This is a genomic window from Shouchella tritolerans, assembly GCF_025770735.1.
GTDB classification, from domain to species: Bacteria; Bacillota; Bacilli; order Bacillales; family Bacillaceae_D; genus Shouchella; species Shouchella tritolerans.
Window position 1 is genome coordinate 930539 of sequence record NZ_JAODPB010000001.1, and the last position, 25063, is coordinate 955601.

Below are 25063 nucleotides of genomic sequence, written 5' to 3' on the forward strand. Positions count from 1 at the left end.
ATATAAAGGGGGAATGCCACAATGAATCTGAACAATGAACCAATTCGTGCGAAAAGAGGCACCGCCTTAACGGCCAAAGGTTGGGTGCAGGAAGCAGCGCTCCGTATGCTTATGAATAATTTAGATGAAGAAGTAGCAGAACATCCAGATCATTTAGTTGTCTACGGCGGAATTGGCAAGGCTGCGCGCAATTGGCCGTCTTATCACAGCATTGTTGAATCGTTAACAGAGCTTGATAACGATGAAACGTTACTCATTCAATCTGGGAAACCGGTTGCTGTCTTTAAAACACATGAAGATGCACCACGGGTTTTGCTTGCCAATTCCAACCTTGTCCCTGCTTGGGCGAATTGGGAAACATTTCATGAGCTTGATAAGAAAGGCTTAATCATGTACGGGCAAATGACAGCCGGAAGTTGGATTTATATTGGTAGTCAAGGCATTGTTCAAGGAACTTACGAGACGTTTGCTGAATGTGCCAGACAACATTTTGGCGGCTCATTAAAAGGAACCATTACCGTAACAGCTGGATTAGGCGGCATGGGTGGCGCCCAACCGTTAGCTGTCACGATGGCAAATGGCGTGGCCATCTGCGTTGACGTAGATCGTTCTCGGATCGATAAGCGTATGGAGACCAACTATTTGGACATTGTCGCCCATACGCTAACAGAGGCAATTGAAGAAGCAGAACTCGCGAAAAAGGAAGGCATTCCCCTTTCGATAGGCCTTGTCGGCAATGCGGCTGAAGTGTTGCCAGAAATGCTTAATCGCGGATTTGTTCCAGATATTGTCACTGATCAAACGTCTGCCCATGATCCTTTGAATGGCTATTTGCCAAAAGGGTTCACTCTTGAACAAGGGCAAGTGCTTCGAAAGGAAGATCCCAAAGCTTACATTGGTCTCGCTAAAAAGAGCATGGCCGAGCATGTTGAAGCCATGCTTGAGCTAAAAAAGCGGGGCGCGATCGTGTTTGACTATGGCAATAATATTCGCCAAGTTGCTTTTGATGAAGGAATTCGCGACGCCTTTTCGTTTCCTGGTTTTGTTCCTGCTTTTATCCGGCCACAATTTTGCGAAGGCAAAGGGCCTTTCCGCTGGGTGGCGCTTTCTGGCGATCCAGCAGACATTGATAAAACCGATGAAGTGATCTTGCAAGAGTTTGCCAACAACGAACCGTTATGCCAATGGATTCGCATGGCACGTCGCCATATTTCCTTCCAAGGCCTTCCGGCAAGGATTTGCTGGCTCGGCTATGGAGAACGTGCCCGTTTTGGCAAACGGATTAATGAAATGGTCGCTTCTGGAGAATTGTCCGCCCCAATTGTAATCGGGCGTGACCACCTTGATGCAGGTTCGGTCGCCTCGCCGAATCGGGAAACAGAAGCAATGAAAGACGGCAGTGACGCGGTTGCCGACTGGCCGATTTTAAATGCACTTGTTAATACGGCAGCAGGGGCAAGCTGGGTATCTGTCCATCATGGTGGCGGCGTCGGTATGGGCTACTCCCTTCACGCTGGCATGGTTGTAGTGGCAGATGGGACAGCGGAAGCGGCACGGCGTTTGGAGCGTGTGCTGACAACGGATCCAGGGCTGGGCGTCGTTCGCCATGCCGATGCTGGCTATCAAAAAGCTGTGGAAACGGCAAAAGCAAAAGGCATTGTCATTCCGACCCTTACAAGGGAGGGAAAAGAAAATGGCTGAACTCTTATATATCAAGGAGGCTGAACAAGTTGTCACTGTTGCTGGCGCAAGCGACAAACCAAAAGTAGGAGAGGATTTGTCTGAAATTGGCGTCATCGAATGTGGGAGTGTCATCGTTGAGGGAGAGAAGATTGCCTTTGTAGGTACAGACGGAGATGCTTGTCAATACTTGCAAAAACGTTCAGGAAAGGTGAAAACCATTGAGGCAAGGGGGAAGATCCTCACGCCAGGACTCGTCGATCCCCATACACATCTCGTCTTTGCCGGCAGCCGTGAACACGAATTGGCGATGCGTTTGAAAGGCAAGTCGTATATGAACATTTTACAGGCAGGCGGCGGCATATTAAGCACAACAAAAAGCACAAGAGCAGCCACTGCTGAACAGTTGGCCTATGAATCGCGGGTACGGCTTAACCGTTTTTTGCAGCACGGGGTGACGACTGTTGAGGCGAAAAGCGGCTACGGGTTAGCGACAGACGCTGAACTAAAACAGCTCCGTGTCGCTAAACAATTAAACAATGAACACCCAGTAGACGTCGTCTCGACTTTTATGGGGGCGCATGCGATCCCGCCTGAGTGGAAACAGGATCCTGATGCGTTTGTAAAATTAGTTGCAGAAGAAATGATTCCCCAAGTCGCAGCTGAGAATTTAGCTGAGTTTTGTGATGTCTTTTGTGAAGAGGGCGTCTTTACGGTCGCCCAATCGCAATACATTTTGGAGGAAGGGGAAAAGCATGGGCTTAAGCCAAAAATCCACGCCGATGAATTGGTTTCCTTTGGAGGGGCCGAGCTGGCCGCAAAAGTCGGCGCAGTCAGTGCAGACCATCTGTTAAAAGCCTCACCAACAGGCATTAAACAAATGGCCGAGGCAGGCGTTATTGCCGTGCTCCTGCCAGGAACAGCCTTTTTTCTAATGACCGAGCCGGCCAATGCTCGGGCCATGATTGAAGCAGGAGTCCCAGTTGCCTTATCGACAGACCGTAACCCAGGTTCATCGCCAACTGAATCATTGCCATTCATTATGAATTTGGCTTGTCTGACAATGAAAATGACGCCAGAAGAGGTGCTTGCTGCTGCCACGATCAATGCCGCCCACGCCATTGATAGAGCGAAGGACATCGGCAGCATTGAAGCAGGCAAAAACGCTGATCTCGTGCTATTTGACGCACCGAATTATCAAACATTGCAATATAACTATGCTGTCAATCGAGTCGATACAGTCATGAAAGCAGGGAAAATCGTCGTGGAAGGCGGTGTTTTACTTGAAGAAACCGACAATCAACGGCGCTCGCTTGCAACGGAAAATCGAGGAACTCGGCCAATTTGGCAAAAATGAGAAAGGGGGATTAGACCGGACAACGTTCACGGCAGCGGAACTCGCTGCTCGGGAATGGTTGCAAACACAATGTGTCAGCCTTGAGCTTGATGTCAAGTGCGATCCCGCCGCCAATATTTGGGCTTTTCGCAATGGACAGGAGCGTCTTCCTGCTATTGCGTTTGGCTCCCATATTGATACGGTGCCAAACGGTGGCATGTATGATGGCGCGCTCGGCGTTCTCATTGCTTTAGAAGTAATGGAACGACTGAACGAAGAAAAGATCGGAACGCGCCATCCATTCGCACTCGTTTCCTTTACGGCAGAAGAACCGAACCCGTTTGGCTTATCGACATTTGGCAGCCGGGCAGTAGCTGGAAAACTAACAAAGCAAGACTTGGAGGGCGTGACAGGTGACGCCGGGTTGTTATTGACGGAAGCGCTCAGGCAAGCAGGAGGCGATCCGGATCGTTTTGAAGACACGCACGAGTTAGCGCCACTTTTATCTGCTTACCTTGAAGTCCATATTGAACAAGGGAAACGCTTAGTCACAAGCAGCATCCCCGTTGGCATTGTTTCTGGAATTACGGGCATTTACAGGGAGCGTGTAACCGTAATAGGGGACGCCAATCACGCGGGAACGACTGTCATGGCTGAACGTAAGGATGCACTCGTAGCTGCGGCGGAAGTGGTGGTAGCTGTCGAACAGGCGGCGGAAACGCATGCAGAAGAAGTAGTCGCAACAGTTGGCGCACTTGACGTGCGCCCGAACGCCGCCAATATTATCCCTGGTCAAGTGGAAATGGTTGTGGAGATTCGCGGCAAAACAATCGCAGAAATCGAAGCTGTACGCCATGCTTTAAACAGCCAAATCGCTGAACTCAAAAGTAGACGTGGCGTTTCGATTAAGCAAGAAACGTTTTTATCGCAACCACCTGTGCCAATGGACCAATCACTTATCGATACATTTGCGGAGCAAGCCCATTCACTTGGTTACAAGACGCTGACACTCGGGAGCATGGCTGGGCATGATGCAGCCCACATGGCGGCGATGACAAGAAGCGGCATGTTGTTTGTCCCTAGCATTGGCGGCAAAAGCCATTGTCCTGAAGAAGCAAGTGCACTCTGTGACATTGAGGCAGCTGCGAATGTGTTGTTCCATGCGCTGCTGAAACTTGACCAAAACCTTGACCAGAAAGGGACGGATAACAGATGAGAACACTTTATTCAGCTGATTTAATGTATACAGATGGCGCGTTTCAACAAGGCTATGCGATGTGTGTAAACAACGGGGAAATTGAAGCCATTGGCCCGCAAGAAAACATGTCACGTTTATATAGCCATGTGCCTCTTGTTCACATGGATGGCAAAGCGATTGTACCTGGCACAGTGAATGCCCACAACCATTCTTTTCAAAGCTTGCTAAGAGGCATTGCCGCCGATCAGCCGTTTTTAGAGTGGCGCGACAAGGCACTGTACCGGTATACGCCGTTCTTGGATGAGGATGCAATTTATACAGGGGCCCTATTTGCTTTTGGCGAAATGTTGAAGTACGGCGCAACGACAGTCAGTGACTTTTTCTACGTCCATCGTGGCGGCGTGGAAACCGATGAAGCGGTGATTCAAGCAGCAAAAGATGTCGGGATACGCCTCGTTTTTGCACGGACGATGTATGATTGGGCAGGAGCGCCGGAAGCGTACCAGGAAACAGTGGATGAAGCTGTTGCACGGACACGGAAATTGGCGGCCAAATACGAGAGTGATCCGATGGTATCGATCCAGCCAGCCCCTCATAGCCCACATGCTGCCTCGCCAGAAATGATCAAAGCTGGCCATCGCCTCGCCCAAGAGCTAGGCACACCATTTCATATTCATGTAGCAGAAGAACCGTTTGAAGTCGACGAAACATTGAAGGCATATGGCTTGCGACCTGTCCATTATTTGGACTCATTAGGCGTCGTTGATGAAAGCATGATTGCGATCCACCTTGTCTGGCTTGACGATTCGGAAGTATCTCTTCTTGGCAGCAGAGGGACGGGGTTGGCCTATTGCCCGTCAAGCAACATGTTCCTTTCAGACGGCGTGACGCGCATCCCAGATCTCCAGCAAGCGGGCGTGCGCATGGGTCTCGGTTCAGATGGAGCTTGCAGCAATAACCGCATTAGCGTGTTTGAAGAAATGCGGATGTGCTCGTTGCTGCAAAAAGTTACGCGTCTTGATGGCACATGCATCACTGGAAAGCAAGTTTTTGAAATGGGCACAAAGACAGGAGCTGCTTTGCTAAAGCTGCAAACTGGCGAGTTGAAAAAAGGCTTTCGTGCTGATTTTATTGCACTCGATTTGAATGACTTATCTTTATCGCCACGAACGGAACTGTTGGCAAATCTCGTGTATGCAATGCAGCCAACAGCGATTGCCGACGTATTTGTGGACGGCAAGCATGTAGTGGCGAACAAACAGCTAGTAACGCAATCTGAAAAAGTGATTGTCGAGAAAGTGGGACGTCTCCATCAAACATGGGCCCATGCCCTAGCTGCCCAGTAAGGGGGCGCCATGGAGCCATTTAAGCAACAGCCGCGATCAGAGGCTAAGCAAGGACACGGTTCTTCCCCTCGAGCGCTGATCCGTTTCTTGCTTTATAGCAGCATTGGCGCGTTTATGTTTTTCGTGCCCGTGCCAATCAACGGTACGTCTTCCATTATGCTTGACCATATCGTGACCGCCATTAGGCAGGCTTTCCCTGCAATTGTGCCGTATTATGCGTTGCTTGTGATTTTTCTTGGCGCGCTTTATCCGTTTTACAAGGGGACATGGCGGCAGAGAAATACAGATTTGCTTTTGTCTGTTTTTCAACTTGCTGGTTTAGCGATTACTGTCATGGTGCTATTCGGCATAGGCCCACAATGGATGTTGGCAGAGGACATGGGCCCATTTCTATTTGATCGCCTTGTTGTCGCTGTAGGTCTTCTTGTCCCAATTGGTGCTGTATTTTTGGCTATGTTAACAGGATATGGTTTGCTTGAGCTTGCCGGTGTATGGATGGAGCCAATCATGCGGAAAGGGTGGAACCTGCCAGGGCGCTCTGCGATTGATGTTGTCGCTTCGTTTGTTGGCAGTTATTCACTTGGATTGTTGATTACAAACAGGCTTTTTCGCGAGGGGCGCTATTCGGTAAAAGAAGCAACGATCATTGCCACTGGCTTTTCCACTGTTTCCGTTACCTTTATGGTTGTCGTTGCCAATACACTCGATTTAATGGCAATCTGGAACGTGTATTTTTGGTCTTGTTTAGGCGTTACATATACAGTGACGGCGGTAACGGCTCGAATATGGCCATTAAAACAAACAACGGAAAGCTATTATAACGGGATGATAGGCAACCCTGAAGCAGAGCAGCAAGGGCGCCGTCTCCAACGTGGCTGGGCTCAGGCGATGGCACAAGCGCAAGGGAGCCTAAGCCTATCTGCCAATATTTGCGCAAACGTCCGTGATGGGTTCCGCATGACGATGAACATTTTGCCTTCGATTATGTCCATTGGCCTTTTCGGGTTAGCGCTGGCTAAGTATACGCCCCTGTTTGCGTGGCTTGGAGTTTTATTTTACCCAGTAACAGCACTCGTCCAATTGCCTGATCCTGCTTTTGCTGCGAGTGCAGCTGCGACTTCGATTGCTGAAATGTTTTTGCCAGCAGCTATTGCTGCCAACGCTGATCTCATCACCCGTTTTACGATTGGAGTTGTTTGTGTGTCTTCCGTGTTGTTTTTTTCCGCGGTCATTCCGACCATCTTAGCGACAGACATTCCTATTAGCGTGCCAAAACTGCTTGTCATCTGGTATGAACGGGTTGTGTTAAGCATCTTCTTGGCTGCACCTATTGCTCACTTGTTTTTATAAGGCAGTAAAAAATGGCGCACATGCGAAAACCCCTCTTTCCGGTGCAATTAGTTGGAGAGAGGGGTTCTACCTGTTATGCGAAATAGCGAGCTTCAACAATTTGCGGCTCATATTTTTTAAATGTCCGGTCAAGAAAGTTTAACACGCGTTCTTCGTACTCAGCTTTGTAATGAAAATAGCTTCTTATATGGCCGCCTTTTTCAGGTAGCCAAAGTTCACTGCCAGCGGCGTGGTTGTGTATCACTTCTGATTCTGTATAAGGAATCGCTCCATCTTTACGGCTATGGATTAGAAATAAACCTTTTTCTTGATTGTACTGCGTTGCTGCATAAATGGGCCGTACGTCTTCTAAGTTAAACGTTGGGACAATCGCTTCAACTGCACGAGCTGTTCCTGACGCAAGGGATTTTGGCAGCCCGGTCCAATAGTGGAAGCTGTTTTTAGCGTATTCGTTTAGATCGGAAAACGGACTGTCAGCAACAACTGCTTTTACCTCATCGGCTTCCGCTCCTGCCATAATAGAAGTGGCCGCACCCATCGACCAACCTACCAAGGCAATGTTTTCAACCCCTTTTTGGTCATGTACATAGCGGATCGCGCTAAGCAAGTCGTTTTTTTCATTTCCGCCAAATGTCGTAGGTGCTTTTTCAGACATGCCAGAATTGCGGAAGTCAAACATGAAAACATGATAGCCGGCTTCATGCATGGCTGCTGCCAATTCAAGACTGGAAAACGGCATTTCAGTGCGATTGTAGCCATAGCCGTGTGAAAATATAACCGCTTTTTCATTTTGAAAAAGCGATTGCTGGTCGGAAGGAATCCACCAGCCGCTTAATGAAATATTGTCGACAATGTTCGAGAATAAGACATCTTCATAGTCAAGACCTACGTTAGTAGGATTTGTATGAAGCAAACGGATTGTTGGGTTGGTTACCTTATAGCCAATAAATACAGTTAATGCAGCGAGGAGAACCACAATAGCCATAAGCGTTGTCAAAGCAAGCAGAAGCCATTTCTTAAAGCTGAATGTGTTTCCCATAACATCAACTCCTTCATACAAGGTTCGGATCATAAGTTTGAAAATTTAGATACTTTAATTTAGTATATGAAAAAAATGAATCATTGTGTGTGCAGGAAAGCAGTTGCAGCCACTAAAGAATGAGGAACGAGCTTATCCCATGCTAACAAACGGGCATTTGCTAGAATCGTTGTTCTTATCTTTTATTATATGGATAAATTGTTGCAAACGCAAGAGATTTGTCTGGTTTTCTCTCACAATAACACACATTTATACATAATGTCGAAACAGCTCGTCTCTTTTACTGCCACTGGATGCAGATAGGCTACAGATTGAATCGTACTTCTTTTTCTAAATCGATGTTTAGGAAACTTTGCTTTTAAGTAAGAAGGAACACGGGGAGCGAAGCCAAACAGAAGGAAAACATAAAGGACGCGCCTAGCAGGAATTGAACCTGCAACCCTCAGCTTAGGAGGCTGATGCTCTATCCGATTGAGCTATAGGCGCATAAAAAGTTCCGACTTGATTAGATTATCGCAACAAAGCGTGAGAAGCAAGCCCTTGACGGGAAAATTTTTGCGAAAAACGTTGTGAATGCTAAAATAATCGAAAGAACCCTATTTCACTAGAAAACAACATAAATGGGCTCCCTGTTTCCCCAAAGGTTAGCTAAAAGGAAACTTACGAAAATGCGAGTAAATAGCAATTGCGCGAATTTGACCTGTTCTGATGTTAAGTCAAAAAAGAGGAGGAACCCATGGACCAACAAAAAACCGATGCCCTTTTTACGGTAGCAAGCAAGTTAAAAGCGAATCAGATTGCTTTTTCATTAGGTGGGAGCGGCCTGCTGTATGCATTAGGATTGACGGAAACGGTAAACGACTGGGACATTATGACAAACGCTAACAAGAACGCTGTGACGCAAGCCCTTTTCCCAATAAAAGCGTTAGAAACAGGACAAACGGGTGACAACTTATTTGTGAGTGGATATAAGCTATTTGTCGAAAAAAACGGTCAAGAAGTTGAAATCATCGGCGATTTTGCGCTTCGCTCAGAAGTAGGCATTTGCCGCATTCCTGCGGATGCTGCTTTTCATTGGCAAGGCATACCAGTAGGAAGCCCTGAAGCTTGGCTTGTTGCCTACGTCTTAATGGGGCGAGATAAAAAGGCAGCGATGCTCGAGTCCTACTTGCAAATGCATGGGGCAAACCTAGCTATGCTTGAACGGTTAAAGCAACAACCGCTTGGCGATAAGCTTAAAGAAATAAAGTGGTTTGCTTGATGCTGCTAGACTTGTTCCGAAAAAGGAATCACTCTATGCAAACATTGGGCGTAGGGGTTTCAGTAATGATTTCCGTTTTTGCTAAACGATCGGATACAATAATAAATAGGAGGAGGGGAGAGCGTAAAGGCAGTACGCAATAGCGAAATCGGCAAGCAAGCCGCCCAGTTGTATCGTTGTATTGTCAAACGCCAAGTGGAACGAGCAGCAATCTTAAAAGAAGAGCTTTAACATATTCTTGTACTATATCTATGACTTCATCCGGAAAATACGCTATTTCAATTCTTACAAAGTACGAAAAAGAAATTCAATCCGTTTTAGGATTAGATTTTGCATGGATGGGCTCCATCCACAAAGACTTGTTCGCACTGTGGTTCCATAAAAGAAATGGCCTTATCCGAACGTACGTATCAATGTGTTTGTGGACGAAGCGTTGATCGAGATGGCAATTCAGCAGTCACTATCAAAAAAGAAGGGATTCGCTTATTAGCCACTGCCTGCCTAATAAATCGATAAACTCTTGGAACAAGAGGGTTCGCTTGGTCTATTTTGTCAGCTACCAAAAGGGGCGATGATCCAAAAAGCCCCCACTTCAAGCGACCGCCAAGGGTGATAAGTGGTAGGTAGTTCACAGAACTGCTCCGCGACGACAAAGAGGAAAAGGCGATGCCTTAAGGGCAAATGGAGGCGCTTTGTCGACAAACTTACTGACACTGGCACAGTCTGCTGCAGGCAAGTTGGCCTGTATTTTTTGGGAGTGATAAAATGATGGTGTTGGAAGACATGCTTTATGGTTCAATGGAAGTTGAACCGATACTAGGCGATTTAGTGAACAGCAGGCTGCTTCAGCGATTAAAAGGCGTCCATCAGGCTGGAGCAGCTTATCTTGTTTGTCCAAAGTGGAATGTAACTCGCTACGAGCACTCGATTGGAGTCATGCTGTTAATACGCCGATTAGGGGGTTCGTTAAAAGAACAAGCGGCTGGCTTGCTGCATGATGTTTCTCACACAGCTTTTTCCCATGTATCTGACTATGTGTTTAAGAATGAAAAGGAAGATTATCATGAACAACTCTTTCATAAACAAATTGCCGAATCGGACATTCCTGCTATTTTGAAGAAGCACCAAATTGATGTAAACGAGATTGTCGGCAATATCGAGAAATGGCCGTTGCTTGAACAGCCTGCGCCACATTTATGTGCTGACCGAATCGACTATACATTGCGCGATTTATATACTTATCGATTCATTTCCCTTCAGGAAGCCCATCATTTCTTAGAGCAGCTTATTGTGAAAGACGGGAAAATTGTTGTTCAATCGTTGGCTGCGGCAGAATGGTTTATTGAAGCCTACAATAAAGAAACAATCGAATTTTTCATGGAACCGCGAAATGTGTATGCCAACTGGAAAATCTCAGAGGCGCTGCGTTTAGCCCTTGAGTGCAACGTAATAAACGAATGGGATCTATTGGCTGAGGATGACCAACTTTTAAAAAAACTGAACAAAAGTGGGGATGAACAGATCCGGCGCCTCCTGGCCGAGACTTCTCCTGGCGTTTGCGTAAAGGAAGCAACAGGCGAGTATGATCATTACCGTAAAAACAAAGTCCGTATCGTTGACCCGTTGGTAGATGTAGGTGGCGCCTTTGTGCCTGTGTCAAAACGTTCTAAAAAAGCGGCTGACCTAATCAGCAAAGCGAGAGAGAAGGCAGAAAAAGGCATCTATTTGAAAGTCATGCGTGATTAATCGTGGCACACCTGTATACTTGAAGGGTGAATAAACGAACTAGAAAGTAGGAATATACGATGAAGACAGAAGACTTCTATTGTGAAGAAGTGTTAAGCGGCAAAACAGCAGTGAAAAAAGTAATGGAAACAGAAAATGTCCTAGCTTATCACCATACAAATCCTTATTACCCTGTGCATATTGTCGCGATCCCGAAAAAGCATATTCCCTCATTATTGTCGTTAGAGGAAGAAGACGATGCCCTTTTGCTTGAACTGTTTTCTGTTATCAAAACAGTCGCTGCACAAGTCAAGGCCGAGCATGGCGCCTGCCGTGTGTTGACGAACCTCGGCAACTACCAAGATTCTAAGCATTTGCATTGGCATATTGCGTTTGGCCAGCCACTTAAATGAGTAATAGTCAAGTCAGAAAACGCTAGAGAAGGAGATCTGTCTATGGTCATACAAAAACTAGGAAGTAAGAGCGTTTCATTAAAAGAAGCACATGACTTTGATTGGCTTTTGCAGCTAGGGGATGTCTTTGCTGTTTTTGACCAACAGGACTCTGGAAATGTAAGTTTTGGTGTAGCGGATGGCGTCAAGAAGTGGTTTGTCAAATATGCAGGTGCTAAGACGCTTTATTATGAGGGGGATATTCCACAGGCAGTTGAGCGTATAAAAGAAGCGGTTGCTGTTTATGAACATCTTGCTCATCCAAACTTGGTTACATTGCACGCCCATTTCGCCACTAATGGGGGCTATGCCCTTGTGTTTCCTTGGGCAGAGGGCGAATGTTTGCATGCCCATTGGTTATTTCCACCGCCTGCCAAGTATACCGATCCAAACTCACCGACCTATAAGCATAAACGGCTGCCTGTAGCAAAGCGCTTGGTTACGCTTGATGCCATTTATTCCTTTCACGAACACGTCGAACGTAACGGCTACGTCGCGATCGACTTTTATGATGGCAGCATTTTGTATGACTTTTCAACAGGGGTAACGACGATATGTGACATTGATTTGTATCGGAAAAAACCTTATGTCAATACAATGGGAAGAATGTGGGGGTCAAAGCGATTTATGGCCCCAGAAGAGTTCGAACTTGGCGCAGCGATTGATGGGCAGACGAATGTCTATACAATGGGGGCCGTCGCTTTCGCCTTGTTAGGGAATGAAAACAAGCGGACGTTGGACAACTGGGGCGCTAGCACCGCTCTGTTTGAAGTGGCAAAACAGGCAACAGCAGCTGAGCGAGAAGCGCGATTTCCGACTGTTGCTGGTTTCGTTGCGGCGTGGCAAGATGCGAAAAAACGTTAAGAGATAAAGGCGCGAACCACATAGACAATCGCTAAAATGAAAAATCTAGTATGTTTCGAGGCATCAATTGTCCAAACTAGGAATACACGTAAAACAAAAAGTTTTTAGGAGGTTCCTAGATGGACAAGCGTGTGGTGCTTTGTATGGCTGCTGTTATGCTGCTCATTGGACAACCAACGGGCGATCATCAGAAAGCTGATCCAAAAAGCGGGCAACCATCGATAAACGAAGTAGTGGATGGAAAAGAAGAACCCCATTTACACTATAAAATCCAGGAAGAGGGCATTTCTTATTCGGAAAGCACGCTCATCTACGATAAACAACCGATTGCCCGCGTGTGGATGAAAGTAAATGGTGAAGCGGGCAATTACGAGCAACAAGTTGCAGTCGCACAAGCGCTTCATAAAGAATTGGAAAAAGCTTATCCAGGCTTGAGCAGAGGGGTTTTGGCTGATTCTGCTCAGGCAACAACAGAGGATCCAAACTCAGTGTCGGTCTATGTTGGTGGGCAGGAAAATGGCAAGGAAGAAATAGACATGGCGATTGTCCTCGTTCAGGAAATGGCGGACAAGCTTAAGATCAAACAAGACCAGGAACGGAGCGGAAGAATCGTCGATTTCGATTAACGGGGAAGGGGTTATGATGATTGCGACAACGGCGTTTGTGGATCGTTTGGAAGAGGCTGAGACGAACATGCTCTGTTCACGCTTGAGAGCAATTGAAACGATAGACGGCAATTCGCTCGGAGTAGCGATTGAAACATTTGGACAGGCATACGCGTTTTCTGCAAAGCGTATGCCAGGACCTGCTTTTAATACAGTCCGTGGTTTGCGTGAGGAAGAGGAAGGGCAAATTGGCGAAATCATTCCGTTTTATGAAAAAAAAGAATTAGAACCACAAATTCAATTGGTGCCTGGCGTGGCTGGGATCAAGGTGATGCAAGCCCTGTACCACCAAGGCTTTTGCCAAACCGGTTTTCATTCCGTCCTTGCAGGAAGTTGCAGTAGACAAGCAGAGGAGAGGCACGAAGGAATAGCGATTCGGACGTTAAAACTGGAAGACTATCGTCTTTATGGCCATATTTATACTGAAAGTTTTGGCATGCCTGTTTTTTTAACGGAAAGTGTAGCGACAAACAACGCCGTATTGCATGAAGAACCAAATTGGACATTTTATTTGGCTGAAGTCGAGGAAGAACCAGCCGGGGTTGCCGCTTTATTCACTAGTGGCAGCATCGCCGTACTTGCTGCTTGTGCCGTACTTGCTCCGTTTCGGAAGCAAGGTGTACAGCAAGCGCTTATTACTAGGCGCCAGGCAGATGCAGCAGCTGCTGGATGTACATACATTTGCGGGCAAGCCGGATTTGCGACAACAAGCCAGCGCAATATGGAGCGGTCAGGCTTGCAAACCATTTATACGAAAGCGCTTTGGCAGCGTGTTTCATGAGAGCTGTGCCTTGATGGGCAGCTCTTTTTTGTGCTGCTATGATGCATAAATATTCTTTTTCGTTAATTTACATAAAATTTGTGCTTGCTTTTTAGGAGGAAGGGGACTAAACTATTGCTAACTAATATTCGTTAGGTGGACGGACGATGACAAAAGAAAAAATCAAACAAGCGGCATTGGTTGCGTTTGCTAAAGGTGGCTACGAAGGGATGAGCCTGGCGGAAGTTGCCAGTGCAGTTGGGATAAAAACGCCTTCGATTTACGCGTTTTTTAAGAGCAAAAAAGACTTGTTTATGACTATTTATCGTGAGCTTCTTGATGAGCATGCCGCCCAATTAGTTCAGCAAACAAATGTGATGGAGATTGAAGGAAGTGAACAGCGGCTCCGAAAAGTGGTGGAGGCTATGCTTGATTATCATCTCCGCGAACAAACAAAAACGGAATTTTTAACACGTGTGAATTTGTTTCCTCCTGATTTTCTTGAGGAGGAGATGCGCAGTCGGTTTGCTCATAATGAACACCAAATCCGTTCCTCGCTAATCGCTATTTTTTCAGAAGGGATTCAACAAGGGGACATCCGCAGCGAACCGTTGCATGAGCTGGTCGATTCTTTTCTTTGCTTAATGGATGGGCTGTTTTTACAAACGTTTTACTATGACAAAGAGAAGTTGGAAACCTCCTTTTCCCATGCGTGGAAACTTTATTGGCAAGGAATTTCTACTAGTATCACCAAACGTTAACAAGGAAGTGAGCGGGAGATGGAAGAAGCATATAAAACAATTAAAGACTATGAAAGGGAGCCTGTGCCAAAGGAAGTACGAAAAGGATGGCTGCCGATGGCGACTGTTTGGTTTGCCATCGGCATTGATTTATCAGGCATGTTGTTAGGCGCGCAACTTGGAGCGGGGATCCCATTTGTTGAAGCGTTGCTGGCAGTTGCAGTCGGCTCTCTTTTTCTTGGTTTGCTAGGCGCAATTTGTGCCAATATTGGCGCTGCAACCGGCCTGTCCACGACGATGATTTCCAATTTTGTTTTTGGCGCGGCTGGAGCAAAAGTGATTTCAGTCGTTATATCGATTTCGATGATCGGATGGTTCGGCGTCCAAGCTGGATTTTTTGCCGAAAATACCGTTTCTGTTGTTGAACATTTAACAGGCTGGACACTGCCCCTTCCGGCGGTTGCCTTTGTTGGCGGACTACTGATGATGACGACCGCGTTTGCGTTTAGATGGTTCGAAAAGCTGACGAATTGGACAAGTCCGCTGCTTGTTGTCTTAATTTTGGCAGCGCTGGTTTTAGCATTTGCGCAAAGAGATGCCAGTGCTGTGTTGGCGCCAGTAGAAGCGAAGTTTTCATTCGGAGTTGCCGTTTCCTTAGTGATAGGCATTTATGTACTTGGCACAATCCTATCTCCTGACATTTCTAGATGGGCAAAATCAAAGAAAGATGCGATGATTGCTGCTTTCTTAGGCTTTTTCTTTGGAAATAGCTTTATGGTCGTCATTGCCGTGCTGTTGTCGAAATTGTTAAACACGGATGATTTGGCGCAAGTATTTATCCTGCTTGGTTTAAGCTTACCGGCGTTAATTGTCCTTACTTTTTCTCAGTGGACGACAAATACGAATAATCTCTATTCGGCTTCTCTAAGCATGTCGGTGCTGATCCCGAAAGCAAAGCGTCCAGTATTGACACTTGTTATGGGAGTTGCCGCTTCGACATTAGCGTTTATAGGCATATTTGATCACTTTATTACATTTTTATCATTGATGACGATGCTGATTGCTCCAGTTGGGGGAGTGTATGCTGCTGAATATTATGTCATTGACAAACAAAAATTTTCATTTCAAGCTCTTCACAGCCGTAAGCTGATTGGCCGTTCTCTGGCCGTATGGCTCGTTACTTCGTTGTTTTGTTGGTTGACGACGCCGGCACCCGATGGGTTAGGCTTGCTCGTTTTCACAACCATTCCAGCACTTGATGGCTTTATCGTCGCGTTTGTCTTACAAGCGCTAATTGGAAAAACAGTGTTCGCACGCAAGAACAGATAAACAGGAAAAGGAGAGCATAAGCATGAGATGGCTAACGGAAGAATCGATTGAACATATTGCCCTAGGAGCGGCCGTTCTAGGTACTGGGGGAGGGGGCGATCCATACCTAGGTAAATTAATGGCGCTTGAAGCGATCAAAACATATGGGCCCATTAAGTTGCTATCGATTGATGAATTGGCAGACGATGCCTTAATTGTACCTTTATCGATGATGGGTTCACCGACGATAGGCGTTGAAAAAATCCCTTCGATCGAAGAGTTGGTGGCTCCACTTGAAAAAATCGAGGAGACGCTTGGCCAAAAAGCAGCTGCCTTGATGCCAATTGAGGTCGGGGGCGTCAATTCACTTGTACCCGTGCTAGCTGCTGCGGCAAAAGGCTTGCCTCTTGTAGACGCTGATGCAATGGGACGCGCTTTTCCAGAGAGTCAAATGGTCACTTTTTACTTGGATGGCCATTCGGCCGATCCGACCGTGTTAGCCGATGAAAAAGGCAATACGGTTGTGATTACGCCAAAGGACGGCCACTGGGGCGAAAAGCTTGCTCGGGCCATCACTGTGCAAATGGGTGGGTCTAGTACGGTGTGCGACTATGCACTTCCTGGTTCTGTTGTAAAGCAGAGCGCCATTCCAGGCACGTTGACAAAATCAGAAGAAATAGGGCGGCTGCTGCTTGATAAAAGCGGAGATGGCACTCACCCGATTAAACGGATGCTTGCCGTCCTTAACGGCTATAAGCTGTTAACTGGCAAACTTACTGAAATCAAGCGTACGCTAACGGGGGGATTTACCCGGGGGATTTGCGAAGTCGAAGGCATCCATGACGATGCAGGCCGCGTGGTAACACTCCATTTTCAAAATGAACAATTGTTAGCAACAGAAGGGGAGAAACCACTGGCCATTACGCCTGATTTGATTGCGATCCTTGATGTTGAAACGGGGCAGCCGATTACGACTGAAGGATTGCGCTACGGCACACGGGTGACGGTCATTGCATTTCCGTGCGACCCAAAATGGCGTACAAAAAAAGGTATTGAAACGGCAGGGCCTCGTTATTTTGGCTATCCTGTCGAGTATGAGCCTGTAGAAAAGTTGCAGGAAGGTGGAGGCAAATGAGCTATCGGATTGGAATTGATGTAGGCGGCACAAACACAGATGCGGTTCTACTTGATCACACATTGCACGTAATAGCGAAAGCAAAAGAGCCAACTACTGAGGATGTCATGACTGGTATTTGGAAAGTGTTAACTGCCATTCTAGAGGAATCAGCTATATCGCCTGACGAAATTGGCTATGCGATGCTTGGCACTACCCATTGCACGAATGCCATTGTTGAGCGGAAACAGCTAAATAAAGTTGGCATCGTTCGCCTTTGCAAACCGGCAGCAACGGCTGTCCCTCCTTTAGCGGCTTGGCCTGATGACTTAAAAGCGGCAGTAGGCGAGCACCATTATTTAGTAGCAGGCGGGTATGAGTACGATGGTACGTTGATTTCAGAACTAGACGAAAATGAAATCCGTTCCGCACTGGAGGATATGAAAGGAAACGTTAAATCAATTGCTGTTACAGGCATATTTTCGCCAGCCCGATCCGAGCAAGAACTGAAAGTAGCGCGCCTCGCCGACGACATCATGCCTGGCGTGCCGATTTCGCTGTCTCATCAAATTGGCAGCATTGGTTTGTTGGAACGGGAGAATGCGACGATTTTAAATGCAGCACTGCAAACGACGATACGTACCGTCGTTTCCGGGTTCCGTGAAGCACTAAACAAACTTGGCATTTCTGCGCAAATATTTATCGGCCAGAATGACGGCACATTAATGGAAGCCGATTATGCGATCCGTTACCCGATTTTGACGATTGGCTGCGGGCCAACGAACTCGATTCGCGGGGCCTCGTTTTTGTCTGGTTTAAAAGACGCCCTTGTTTTAGACATCGGTGGAACGACTTCTGATATCGGCGTTCTATCAAATGGATTTCCACGCCAGTCAGCCATTGCCGTTGATGTCGGCGGCATTCGCACCAACTTCCGCATGCCAGACATTCTCTCAGTTGGCTTAGGAGGCGGAACGATCATCCGTACAGACGAACAGGGAGCAATCACGGTTGGCCCTGATTCAGTCGGCTATCGTTTATTGCAGGAAGCGCGCTCTTTTGGAGGCGAAACATTGACAGCAACGGATGTGGTGTTAGCTGTGACAGACACAACGATTTCTGGTGCTAATACAAGCGATTTAGACGGCAATATCTGTCAACAGGCGTACAAACGAATGATCGAAAAGCTTGAGGTTGCGATTGACCAAATGAAAACGTCTAAAGAGCCTGTTCCTGTCATTTTAACAGGCGGGGGGAGCATTCTAGTTAACAGTCGATTGGCAGGGGCTTCAGAAGTGATAAAGCCACACCATCATGATGTCGCAAATGCGATTGGGGCTGCACTGGGAACTATTTCCGGGGAAGCGGAGAACATCTATGCGTTGGAAGGGCGAACGTATGAAGATGCAGTCGAAGAAGCGAAACAACATGCAATTGGGAATGCGGTCGAGGCAGGGGCAGTTCCAGACACAGTCGAAATTGTTTCTGTTGAGGACGTCCCACTCGCATACATGCCGGGTAACTCTGTTTTTATTAAAGTAAAGGCAGTCGGAGAGCTGGATGCAAGATAAAGCTTATTTGGTCACTAACGAACGAAGCGAAATTCAAATTTAACCGGTGTATGAGCCAGTGCCATCGTGCACTGGCTCATGCCGCCTACATGTTGTTATCGGTTCTCATCACCTTGTTTTTCCAATCGATCTAGTTTGGCCAATACTTGATCAAGTTTTTTGTCGATATCTTCAATTTCTGGGCCAAAGCCTTGGCGCATTTCCAGTTCTCGTAAACGAGAGCGGCTTTCAAGATGTTTGGTAATGACCGGTACCAAAATTGCGGCAAGGGGGATGAGCACCCACCATGGAATCGTCATCGTTTCGCCTCCTAATAAAAACACCGTTGATTTAGTTACGGTTGTTAGCTAGTAAAAGATTCGGTTACTTGATAAAATAGGAAAAATCGTGCTACATCCGTGAGGAGGCCATTATGGGGGAACAGGAAAAAAATGAAACGGTTAAATTGACGGCTGACTGGGTGAGGGGCCAATTATTAACGGAATCAACGGGCCATGATTGGTACCATATTGAGCGCGTCACAGAAATGGCTAAAGGGATTGCCGCTGAAGAGGGCGCGGACATGTTTGTTGTGGAAATGGCCGCACTGCTTCATGATTTAGCAGATGACAAACTTGTGGCGAGTGAAGAGGAAGGCATACAGGAAATCAATAAATGGCTTGTAGAAAGGTCAGTGGGAAAAGCCGATTCAGCCCATATCATTGAAATCATTGAGACGATTTCTTTTAGCAAAGGGAAATCGTTGCATACGTTAGAAGCAAAAGTCGTCCAAGATGCAGACCGCCTCGATGCGATTGGTGCAATTGGCATTGCCCGTACGTTCCAATATGCAGGCGCAAAAGGACATGCCTTATATGACCCAAAGGCAAAAGTGCGGACAGAGATGACAAAAGCCGAATATCGGAGTGGACAAGGATCAGCTATTCACCATTTTTATGAGAAACTGCTATTGTTGAAAGACCGAATGAATACACATACAGGTAAGAAATTGGCTGAATCTCGCCACGCGTTTATGGAACAGTTTTTAAAACGTTTCTATATAGAATGGGATGGAAATGGCTAAAGAAAGGCCTTTTCAGCAAAGTGTGTGTATGTTAATGTGTTTATACTAGGAGAGATGCCGAATGTTTTCCGCTATCGCCAAACAAAACAAACTACATCATATGTATTAGCCTTGCTATTTGATTTTAAAAATCATACATAGGAAGGCTATTTTGCATAACCGCATGGATTCGTTTTAAAAGCTGGATCCCATGCGGTTTTTTGTTTTAAAAAAAGGAGGCAGATGGAATGAAGAAATGGGATTATCAAAATGTACGTGGCACACAGGATTATTTGCCTGAGGATGAAAGTGTTCGTGTTTGGCTGCGCAGAGTGTTGGAAGAAGTGTTTCAGCAGTATGGTTGCAAGCCAATGGAAACGCCAATGATTAATTACGCCGACTTGCTTGCCTCAAAATACGGCGGAGGGGCAGAAATCAAAAAAGAAATGTATACGTTGACAGATCGCGGCAAACGAGCCTTGGCGCTCCGCTATGATTTAACGATTCCGTTTGCAAAAGTTATGGCGATGAATCCGGAAATTCGCAAGCCGTTTAAACGCTATGAGATCGGCAAAGTGTTTCGCGATGGTCCGATTAAAGCAGGACGTTTCCGTGAGTTTACCCAATGCGATGTTGACGTAGCTGGTGTCGATTCTCCATTGGCAGAAGCAGAACTTTTAGAGATGGCAACTGAAGTGTTCCGGCGGATCGGGCTGAACATCCACATCCAGTACAATAATCGCAAGCTGCTGACGGGGGTGTTGGATCTTTGCGGAGTCAGAAACGATCAGCACAGTGCTGTTATATTGGTACTCGACAAACGAGAAAAAATCGGTGATAAACAAGCATTGACCGAACTAAAGGAAATCGGCGTTGACGGAAAAGCGATTAGCAAAATCGAACAATGGCTCAAGCAAACGAGCCAAAGTGGAAGTGTCGATTTTGCCAACAACCGTCCTACTACTCCGATAATGGCGGAAGGGATAGTGGAGCTACAAGAGTTAGAAGAAGCGCTTCGCTACTTAAACATTGATAACCAATGTACGTTTAATCCCTTTCTAGCTAGAGGCCTTGAAATTTATACAGGCACTGTATATGAATTGTTTCTGACAGAGGGACCAATCCAATCAAGTGTTGGCAGCGGTGGCCGTTATGACCAAGCGATTAGCGGTTTAATTGGCGAGGAACAGCCTATGCCGACAGTTGGGATCTCGTTTGGCATCGATGTCATTTTTACAGCTTTAAAGATGGAGGGGCGAATCAACCAAAAGCGACTACTCGATTACTACGTTATTCCATTGCAAAAACAAAAAGAAGCGCTTGCGGTCGCTTCTTCGTTGCGGAAACAAGGCTTTCGTGTAGACGTAGAGTTCAAAAACAAAAAACTTACTAAAGCGCTGGAAAGAGCAAACAAAGAAAGGGTTCCATTTGTGATTATTATTGGAGAAGAGGAGGTGGCTTCGGGCCGTTATAAGCTCAAAAACATGGAGACTGGCGCCGAACAAGATGTTCCCTTCTCTTTTTAAAAACGAATGGTTGCCGCTGCCTTTGTTCGGTTTCGCTATAAAAATCTTCGCTGGGGGATTAGGTGCTCAGCTTTACCCTGTCCCTTTCCCTTCTTTTGATTCTTTCCTGTTGCTTTGCTGTCAGTTTGTCTGATCACGTTCTTTTAAATAATCAGAGCGTTCGCCATAATAGAGTAAATCGAAAATGGCACGCCCATTGGTCGGCTGCCCATCAGGCAAATAAACTGGGATCACATCGAAAAAGACAAAATAGAAGATGTAGAATAAAAATGTTTGGAAAAACATATTGTTTGGCAAAACCTCAGCAGCAATGAAGGCATTGATTGAAAAGCCAACTGTGATACATGTTAGAATCGGCGAAGCATACATAAAGCCATGCCAAAAACGGCTGTTTGTTTTTAGTTCTTCGTACTCCATCCAACTGTACATGAAAAAATAGCGGCGGACTTCAATCGTAGACACGGAAAAAAGTTTAGGGCCGCTACCAATCACTAGTTTTTTCTTGGTAGCGCCAAGGAGAATGGCTGCGAGGTAATAGCCTGATTCACGAATAATCGTCGTTAGCGGCAAAATGATCAGCACCGACATTAAAAGCCGCAGGAAGTCGGACAAGCCAAACATAGACAGCCCTCCTTTCATATAGATCCATACCCGTTTGCATCTAGATTGAACGTCCCGATTTCGCTAATTAGAAAAAACACGGTGAACACACTTGGCGTTCACCGCGTTTGATCTTGTCTTTATTTTCTGAAGAGGCGAAGTATAAGACTGACAATCGCCACTAAAATAATAGCGCCTAATAACGCTGGCAAAATCGCAAAGTCGCCAAGCGTAGGGCCCCAACTACCAAAAATGGCAGCTCCGATATTGGCACCAATAAAGCCGGCAATAATGTTGCCGATAATGCCGAATGGTATGTCTCTTCCTGTAATGGCTCCGGCTGCCCAGCCAATTAAACCACCGACAATTAAGTTCCAAATAATACTCATGCGATTCACTCCAATCATTAGCAGTACGGTTTTAGTATTCCCGGCTTTTTAAAAATAAAACCTATGCTATCATGGAAAGAAGAGAGGCTGGGCGGCATCGATAAACAAAAATGGACGACAACAAGTAAACATATACGGCGATTGGAAGCGCTTTCTTATAAAGGTGAATCACGTCATGGGTAATCGTTTAGTCGCGTTGTGAAAGGTCAACTGTGCAGAGGAAATCGATGCAAAAGCGGTCAATAAGCTGTTTTGCCTGCTATCATTAGCGAAAACGCGTATACGACAACATGTTCAAGTGATGAATTCATGGCAAAACTAAGAGGAATAGGGTACCTCTTTCTTTTCCTCTTTCGCAATCATTTCTTGGAGCAACATGCTTTCCTGTGCGGTCAATTCGCGACATAAGCGTTTTTCAAAATCCTGTTTTAAGGTGAGAAAACGTGCTGCTAAATCTTCAGACATAATGGAACCCCTTCTCTCATAGCCGTGTTCCCCTCCTATTTTACCATTAACAAAGTGTTAAGACAATCAGTGAACGAAAGCTTTTAAGAAAGAGAAGGGCCCAATTAAAGAAAAAAAGATTAAGCAGCAATACGAGAAAACTCGATGTAAAACTTGTTTCAATGTCCATCATGCCCGTTGTCCATGAGGCAAGCTTCGTTTGTAGCAAAACATAAAAAGGAGGAACTATGCAAATTCGCGCTGCTTGTAAAAACGATATAGAAGGAATCGCCAAAGTCCATGTAGACAGCTGGCAAGAAACGTATAAAGGCATCATTCCAGACCAGTTCTTAGAAAGCCTTACGTACGAATCAAGGGAAAAAGGATGGGAAGAGCTTGTTGCTGACCCAAGGCAAGAAATTTTAGTGGTGGAAAATAACGAAGGTAAGATCGTTGGTTTTGTTAGTGGGTCGATACAGGAAGACAAACGCCCCCTGGTTGGGGAGTTGAAGGCAATTTATTTGTTGAAAAAAGAGTGCGGGAAAGGGATTGGCCGGCAGTTAGTTAGGATGCTTTTCAGCCGATTGAAAGCAAAAGGCTGTGAAACAATTTTTGTGGAAGTCCTTGCACAAAATGATGCCTGCCGTTTTTATGAAAAACTTAATGCGAAATGGCATGCAACGACTTCGATTGCCATTGCCGGTAAACTTCTGCGCTTATGTGTGTATAAATGGGAGGGCGCTGATTTAGAGATTTAGTGCTTTTTTTTATGAGTGTTCGTTCATATGCAAAAAGCTGGCCAGATTATTCATGGCCAGCTTTTTGCATTAAAGAAGGGAGTAAGAAATGAGAAAATGAAGCACGGCTGTCTCGTTCCCTAGATTGATGTAAGCATGGGGGCGGTCGCCTTTGAAACGGATCGAGTCATAGGTTGACAAATGGTGGCTTTCCCCATCGACTTCAATCGTCAGTTGTCCAGCCATAACCGTTACCGTTTCGATCACGCCAAGGCGGTGTGCTTCTGATTCATAGCGGCATTGAGGCCGCAAATAACCACGATAGCATTCCATTAGGCCTTGTGAGCGAAACAACGGCTCAGCGATGAACTCGTCATCTGAGCTTGAGAGTTTCATCGCCTTGTTGGCTCGGGCGATGGCCACATCAGCTTCAAATGATAGCAAGGCGGTAATCGGGATATGAAGTCCGTTGGCGATTTTCCAAATGACAGATAGTGTCGGGTTGCCTTCCCCTTGTTCAATTTTTAGCAATGTCAGTTTGCTGACACCAATTTGTTTGGCGAGTGCTTCGATGCTCATACCTTTGCCTGTCCGCAATTGCCGTAGGTTTTTACCAATCTGTTTGCCAGCTTCTTGATTTTCGGCAAGCTCTTCTTTCGCCAATTGGATCACTCCTTTCTCAACCATGTAATAGATAAACGAATGAACAATATGGTATATTATAATGTACCATAATATAATTTATAATATACTTGGAGGTGGGACAATGGTTGGACGAAAACAAATAGCGAAAGCTGCGATCACCGAAGCTTTTCCTCTTGCGCTTGCAATCGCTGCGTACGGCATCTCTTATGGAGTGCTTGCTACGCAAGGAGGGTTTACATTCGGGCAAACAGTGGCGATGTCGATTTTTGTTTTTTCAGGATCGGCGCAACTTGTAGCGGCTGGTATGATGGCAGGCGGCGCAAGTGCGATCAGCATACTAGCGGCGGTGTTGCTGTTAAATTTGCGCAATTTGTTATACGGCGCTGCCTTAGCAAACACGGTATCATTAGCCGGAAAATGGCGCTTTGCCCTTGCTTTTGGTGTGTCAGACGAACCATTTGTGCTTACAAGCGCCAGGGAACAAAAACATGGGCCGGACCCTTTTTATTTTGCGATCGTGTTCGTTAGCTTTTACTTGTCTTGGGTGTTTGCTTCTTTGGCTGGCGCACTTCTCGGCGCCCAAGTTGACCCACTCACCTGGGGGCTCGATTTCGTTTTTCCTGTCACGTTTACGGCATTGCTTGTCCCTTCATTAAAGGGCCGTCCAGCGATTGCCACAGCCTTTGCGGCGGTTGGCATTTGCCTGTTGTTCTACTATTATGGCTTCCGTGAAGAACTAATTGTGATTGCGGCGGGCATGCTCGCTCCCCTCGCAGGGCTACTCGTTGGAGGTGGGGAGAGCGATGGACCATAACTGGCCGTTAATTGCAGGAATCGCTGTCATTACTTATCTGTCTCGCATTGCTGGCATCGAAATGATGGCCAAACGTCCTTTGCCGCCAAAATTAAAAACGTTTTTTCGTTATGTCCCGATTGCGATGATGGCAGCGTTAATTGCCAACCAAGTCGTGTTCTCAGAAGGCGAAGGGATGAGCGTGTCTTATCCAATGCTATTTGGTTGTATTGCTTGTGCCATTGTTCTTCAAACGAGCAAGCGCTTTTTGCTTGCAGTCGTGGCTGGCGTCCTAGTTGGACTGGCTGCCCGTTATCTGCTACATCATTTATAGCATCCAATTTTAATTTTGCAAAGCATCAGGTAAGATGAGCGCCATTGCTTCAGGCAATGGCGGCTTCATGACTGATGCTTTATTCCGTTTTAGCAAAGGACAACATTTGACGGCTATAATTGAAAGCGTTATCATCGTGGTGCA

Annotated in this window: 28 protein-coding genes, 1 tRNA gene and 1 pseudogene; 22 read left to right on the top strand and 8 right to left on the bottom strand. The window is 46.2% G+C overall.

Going from position 1 to position 25063, the window contains the following annotated elements:
* Positions 1–21 precede the first annotated feature (21 nt).
* The 5 genes from hutU to N6H06_RS04365 are packed head-to-tail and all read left to right on the top strand — an operon-like array spanning position 22 to position 6910.
* The gene (gene hutU, locus N6H06_RS04345; RefSeq protein WP_212954283.1) at positions 22–1701 is read left to right on the top strand and encodes a urocanate hydratase; all 1680 of its coding nucleotides are present in this window, start codon (positions 22–24) and stop codon (positions 1699–1701) included.
* Complete coding sequence (gene hutI / locus N6H06_RS04350) at positions 1694–3037, top strand: imidazolonepropionase (RefSeq protein ID WP_263705709.1); 1344 nt, start codon at positions 1694–1696, stop codon at positions 3035–3037. The genes hutU and hutI overlap by 8 nt, the downstream gene beginning before the upstream one ends.
* Positions 2955–4232 carry a Zn-dependent hydrolase gene (locus N6H06_RS04355; protein ID WP_263705710.1) on the top strand — a complete coding sequence of 426 codons (1278 nt, stop codon included), beginning with the start codon at positions 2955–2957 and terminating at the stop codon, positions 4230–4232. The genes hutI and N6H06_RS04355 overlap by 83 nt, the downstream gene beginning before the upstream one ends.
* Positions 4229–5560, top strand: coding sequence for an amidohydrolase family protein (locus tag N6H06_RS04360; RefSeq protein ID WP_263705711.1), 1332 nt, complete (start codon positions 4229–4231; stop codon positions 5558–5560). The genes N6H06_RS04355 and N6H06_RS04360 overlap by 4 nt, the downstream gene beginning before the upstream one ends.
* A gap of 9 nt (positions 5561–5569) precedes the next feature.
* Complete coding sequence (locus tag N6H06_RS04365) at positions 5570–6910, top strand: YjiH family protein (protein WP_263705712.1); 1341 nt, start codon at positions 5570–5572, stop codon at positions 6908–6910.
* 73 nt (positions 6911–6983) lie between these two features.
* Here N6H06_RS04365 and N6H06_RS04370 read toward each other — a convergent pair whose 3' ends face one another.
* Positions 6984–7949 carry an alpha/beta hydrolase gene (locus N6H06_RS04370; RefSeq protein WP_238583288.1) on the bottom strand — a complete coding sequence of 322 codons (966 nt, stop codon included), beginning with the start codon at positions 7947–7949 and terminating at the stop codon, positions 6984–6986.
* Positions 7950–8361: 412 nt separating this feature from the next.
* Positions 8362–8435: transfer RNA gene (locus N6H06_RS04375), tRNA-Arg, on the bottom strand.
* A gap of 250 nt (positions 8436–8685) precedes the next feature.
* Here N6H06_RS04375 and N6H06_RS04380 point away from each other — a divergent pair.
* The 12 genes and pseudogenes from N6H06_RS04380 to N6H06_RS04430 all read left to right on the top strand — a co-directional run bounded on the left by N6H06_RS04380 (position 8686) and on the right by N6H06_RS04430 (position 18409).
* Entirely contained in the window at positions 8686–9210 is a 525-nt protein-coding gene (locus N6H06_RS04380) for a nucleotidyltransferase family protein (protein ID WP_212954278.1), read from the top strand.
* Positions 9211–9378: 168 nt separating this feature from the next.
* Positions 9379–9441: a hypothetical protein gene (locus tag N6H06_RS23155; protein ID WP_404830332.1), complete on the top strand. Its 63-nt coding sequence runs from the start codon at positions 9379–9381 to the stop codon at positions 9439–9441.
* Between the two features lie 5 nt (positions 9442–9446).
* Positions 9447–9726, top strand: a pseudogene (locus N6H06_RS23160) (zinc ribbon domain-containing protein); the annotation flags it as partial.
* Between the two features lie 252 nt (positions 9727–9978).
* Positions 9979–10956, top strand: a complete 978-nt coding sequence (locus tag N6H06_RS04390) for an HD domain-containing protein (protein ID WP_263705874.1) — start codon at positions 9979–9981, stop codon at positions 10954–10956.
* A 59-nt stretch (positions 10957–11015) separates the two neighbouring features.
* Complete coding sequence (locus N6H06_RS04395; protein ID WP_062745923.1) at positions 11016–11348, top strand: HIT domain-containing protein; 333 nt, start codon at positions 11016–11018, stop codon at positions 11346–11348.
* A 42-nt stretch (positions 11349–11390) separates the two neighbouring features.
* Positions 11391–12251 carry a serine/threonine-protein kinase gene (locus tag N6H06_RS04400; RefSeq protein WP_263705714.1) on the top strand — a complete coding sequence of 287 codons (861 nt, stop codon included), beginning with the start codon at positions 11391–11393 and terminating at the stop codon, positions 12249–12251.
* A 119-nt stretch (positions 12252–12370) separates the two neighbouring features.
* Positions 12371–12877 (top strand): stage II sporulation protein P, encoded by a 507-nt coding sequence (locus N6H06_RS04405; protein ID WP_263705715.1) that lies wholly within the window; start codon positions 12371–12373, stop codon positions 12875–12877.
* 13 nt (positions 12878–12890) lie between these two features.
* On the top strand, positions 12891–13697 hold the full coding sequence (locus N6H06_RS04410) for a GNAT family N-acetyltransferase (protein ID WP_263705716.1): 807 nt from the start codon (positions 12891–12893) through the stop codon (positions 13695–13697).
* 146 nt (positions 13698–13843) lie between these two features.
* Positions 13844–14437 carry a TetR/AcrR family transcriptional regulator gene (locus N6H06_RS04415; protein ID WP_212954272.1) on the top strand — a complete coding sequence of 198 codons (594 nt, stop codon included), beginning with the start codon at positions 13844–13846 and terminating at the stop codon, positions 14435–14437.
* An 18-nt stretch (positions 14438–14455) separates the two neighbouring features.
* Entirely contained in the window at positions 14456–15745 is a 1290-nt protein-coding gene (locus N6H06_RS04420) for a cytosine permease (protein WP_263705717.1), read from the top strand.
* A gap of 22 nt (positions 15746–15767) precedes the next feature.
* On the top strand, positions 15768–16859 hold the full coding sequence (locus tag N6H06_RS04425) for a DUF917 domain-containing protein (RefSeq protein ID WP_062745934.1): 1092 nt from the start codon (positions 15768–15770) through the stop codon (positions 16857–16859).
* The gene (locus N6H06_RS04430; protein ID WP_263705718.1) at positions 16856–18409 is read left to right on the top strand and encodes a hydantoinase/oxoprolinase family protein; all 1554 of its coding nucleotides are present in this window, start codon (positions 16856–16858) and stop codon (positions 18407–18409) included. Before N6H06_RS04425 ends, N6H06_RS04430 begins: the two co-directional genes overlap by 4 nt.
* Positions 18410–18504: 95 nt before the next feature.
* Here N6H06_RS04430 and N6H06_RS04435 read toward each other — a convergent pair whose 3' ends face one another.
* The gene (locus N6H06_RS04435; RefSeq protein ID WP_062745938.1) at positions 18505–18708 is read right to left on the bottom strand and encodes a hypothetical protein; all 204 of its coding nucleotides are present in this window, start codon (positions 18706–18708) and stop codon (positions 18505–18507) included.
* 113 nt (positions 18709–18821) lie between these two features.
* Here N6H06_RS04435 and N6H06_RS04440 point away from each other — a divergent pair, with 113 nt between their 5' ends.
* Together N6H06_RS04440 and N6H06_RS04445 are read left to right on the top strand one after the other, a co-directional pair.
* On the top strand, positions 18822–19472 hold the full coding sequence (locus N6H06_RS04440; protein WP_062745940.1) for an HD domain-containing protein: 651 nt from the start codon (positions 18822–18824) through the stop codon (positions 19470–19472).
* Positions 19473–19699: 227 nt separating this feature from the next.
* Positions 19700–20977, top strand: a complete 1278-nt coding sequence (locus tag N6H06_RS04445; protein ID WP_263705719.1) for a histidine--tRNA ligase — start codon at positions 19700–19702, stop codon at positions 20975–20977.
* Between the two features lie 120 nt (positions 20978–21097).
* On the opposite strand, the gene N6H06_RS04450 is transcribed toward N6H06_RS04445, so the two are convergent.
* The 3 genes from N6H06_RS04450 to N6H06_RS04460 all read right to left on the bottom strand — a co-directional run bounded on the left by N6H06_RS04450 (position 21098) and on the right by N6H06_RS04460 (position 22431).
* Positions 21098–21598 carry a hypothetical protein gene (locus N6H06_RS04450; protein WP_263705720.1) on the bottom strand — a complete coding sequence of 167 codons (501 nt, stop codon included), beginning with the start codon at positions 21596–21598 and terminating at the stop codon, positions 21098–21100.
* A 119-nt stretch (positions 21599–21717) separates the two neighbouring features.
* Positions 21718–21966 (bottom strand): GlsB/YeaQ/YmgE family stress response membrane protein, encoded by a 249-nt coding sequence (locus N6H06_RS04455; protein WP_062745944.1) that lies wholly within the window; start codon positions 21964–21966, stop codon positions 21718–21720.
* 318 nt (positions 21967–22284) lie between these two features.
* The gene (locus N6H06_RS04460; protein ID WP_263705721.1) at positions 22285–22431 is read right to left on the bottom strand and encodes a hypothetical protein; all 147 of its coding nucleotides are present in this window, start codon (positions 22429–22431) and stop codon (positions 22285–22287) included.
* A gap of 227 nt (positions 22432–22658) precedes the next feature.
* Between N6H06_RS04460 and N6H06_RS04465 the strand changes: the two genes are divergently transcribed.
* Entirely contained in the window at positions 22659–23168 is a 510-nt protein-coding gene (locus N6H06_RS04465; protein WP_062745946.1) for a GNAT family N-acetyltransferase, read from the top strand.
* Positions 23169–23237: 69 nt separating this feature from the next.
* Here N6H06_RS04465 and N6H06_RS04470 read toward each other — a convergent pair whose 3' ends face one another.
* Positions 23238–23819, bottom strand: a complete 582-nt coding sequence (locus N6H06_RS04470) for a helix-turn-helix domain-containing protein (RefSeq protein ID WP_082808215.1) — start codon at positions 23817–23819, stop codon at positions 23238–23240.
* Positions 23820–23913: 94 nt separating this feature from the next.
* Here N6H06_RS04470 and N6H06_RS04475 point away from each other — a divergent pair, with 94 nt between their 5' ends.
* The gene (locus N6H06_RS04475) at positions 23914–24606 is read left to right on the top strand and encodes an AzlC family ABC transporter permease (protein ID WP_263705722.1); all 693 of its coding nucleotides are present in this window, start codon (positions 23914–23916) and stop codon (positions 24604–24606) included.
* Entirely contained in the window at positions 24596–24919 is a 324-nt protein-coding gene (locus tag N6H06_RS04480; RefSeq protein ID WP_062745951.1) for an AzlD domain-containing protein, read from the top strand. Before N6H06_RS04475 ends, N6H06_RS04480 begins: the two co-directional genes overlap by 11 nt.
* A gap of 9 nt (positions 24920–24928) precedes the next feature.
* Here the strand turns inward: N6H06_RS04480 and N6H06_RS04485 are convergent, their stop codons facing one another.
* The gene (locus N6H06_RS04485; protein WP_263705723.1) at positions 24929–25054 is read right to left on the bottom strand and encodes a hypothetical protein; all 126 of its coding nucleotides are present in this window, start codon (positions 25052–25054) and stop codon (positions 24929–24931) included.
* Between the last annotated feature and the right edge of the window lie 9 nt (positions 25055–25063).

Bases quoted from the DNA above. Each gene is read 5' to 3' on its own strand.
- hutU (WP_212954283.1), top strand. From the start codon at position 22: ATGAATCTGAACAATGAACCAATTCGTGCGAAAAGAGGCACCGCCTTA.
- hutI (WP_263705709.1), top strand. From the start codon at position 1,694: ATGGCTGAACTCTTATATATCAAGGAGGCTGAACAAGTTGTCACTGTT.
- N6H06_RS04360 (WP_263705711.1), top strand. From the start codon at position 4,229: ATGAGAACACTTTATTCAGCTGATTTAATGTATACAGATGGCGCGTTT.
- N6H06_RS04365 (WP_263705712.1), top strand. From the start codon at position 5,570: ATGGAGCCATTTAAGCAACAGCCGCGATCAGAGGCTAAGCAAGGACAC.
- N6H06_RS04370 (WP_238583288.1), bottom strand. From the start codon at position 7,949: ATGGGAAACACATTCAGCTTTAAGAAATGGCTTCTGCTTGCTTTGACA.
- N6H06_RS04380 (WP_212954278.1), top strand. From the start codon at position 8,686: ATGGACCAACAAAAAACCGATGCCCTTTTTACGGTAGCAAGCAAGTTA.
- N6H06_RS04390 (WP_263705874.1), top strand. From the start codon at position 9,979: ATGGTGTTGGAAGACATGCTTTATGGTTCAATGGAAGTTGAACCGATA.
- N6H06_RS04395 (WP_062745923.1), top strand. From the start codon at position 11,016: ATGAAGACAGAAGACTTCTATTGTGAAGAAGTGTTAAGCGGCAAAACA.
- N6H06_RS04400 (WP_263705714.1), top strand. From the start codon at position 11,391: ATGGTCATACAAAAACTAGGAAGTAAGAGCGTTTCATTAAAAGAAGCA.
- N6H06_RS04405 (WP_263705715.1), top strand. From the start codon at position 12,371: ATGGACAAGCGTGTGGTGCTTTGTATGGCTGCTGTTATGCTGCTCATT.
- N6H06_RS04410 (WP_263705716.1), top strand. From the start codon at position 12,891: ATGATGATTGCGACAACGGCGTTTGTGGATCGTTTGGAAGAGGCTGAG.
- N6H06_RS04415 (WP_212954272.1), top strand. From the start codon at position 13,844: ATGACAAAAGAAAAAATCAAACAAGCGGCATTGGTTGCGTTTGCTAAA.
- N6H06_RS04420 (WP_263705717.1), top strand. From the start codon at position 14,456: ATGGAAGAAGCATATAAAACAATTAAAGACTATGAAAGGGAGCCTGTG.
- N6H06_RS04425 (WP_062745934.1), top strand. From the start codon at position 15,768: ATGAGATGGCTAACGGAAGAATCGATTGAACATATTGCCCTAGGAGCG.
- N6H06_RS04430 (WP_263705718.1), top strand. From the start codon at position 16,856: ATGAGCTATCGGATTGGAATTGATGTAGGCGGCACAAACACAGATGCG.
- N6H06_RS04435 (WP_062745938.1), bottom strand. From the start codon at position 18,708: ATGACGATTCCATGGTGGGTGCTCATCCCCCTTGCCGCAATTTTGGTA.
- N6H06_RS04440 (WP_062745940.1), top strand. From the start codon at position 18,822: ATGGGGGAACAGGAAAAAAATGAAACGGTTAAATTGACGGCTGACTGG.
- N6H06_RS04445 (WP_263705719.1), top strand. From the start codon at position 19,700: ATGAAGAAATGGGATTATCAAAATGTACGTGGCACACAGGATTATTTG.
- N6H06_RS04450 (WP_263705720.1), bottom strand. From the start codon at position 21,598: ATGTTTGGCTTGTCCGACTTCCTGCGGCTTTTAATGTCGGTGCTGATC.
- N6H06_RS04455 (WP_062745944.1), bottom strand. From the start codon at position 21,966: ATGAGTATTATTTGGAACTTAATTGTCGGTGGTTTAATTGGCTGGGCA.
- N6H06_RS04460 (WP_263705721.1), bottom strand. From the start codon at position 22,431: ATGTCTGAAGATTTAGCAGCACGTTTTCTCACCTTAAAACAGGATTTT.
- N6H06_RS04465 (WP_062745946.1), top strand. From the start codon at position 22,659: ATGCAAATTCGCGCTGCTTGTAAAAACGATATAGAAGGAATCGCCAAA.
- N6H06_RS04475 (WP_263705722.1), top strand. From the start codon at position 23,914: ATGGTTGGACGAAAACAAATAGCGAAAGCTGCGATCACCGAAGCTTTT.
- N6H06_RS04480 (WP_062745951.1), top strand. From the start codon at position 24,596: ATGGACCATAACTGGCCGTTAATTGCAGGAATCGCTGTCATTACTTAT.
- N6H06_RS04485 (WP_263705723.1), bottom strand. From the start codon at position 25,054: ATGATAACGCTTTCAATTATAGCCGTCAAATGTTGTCCTTTGCTAAAA.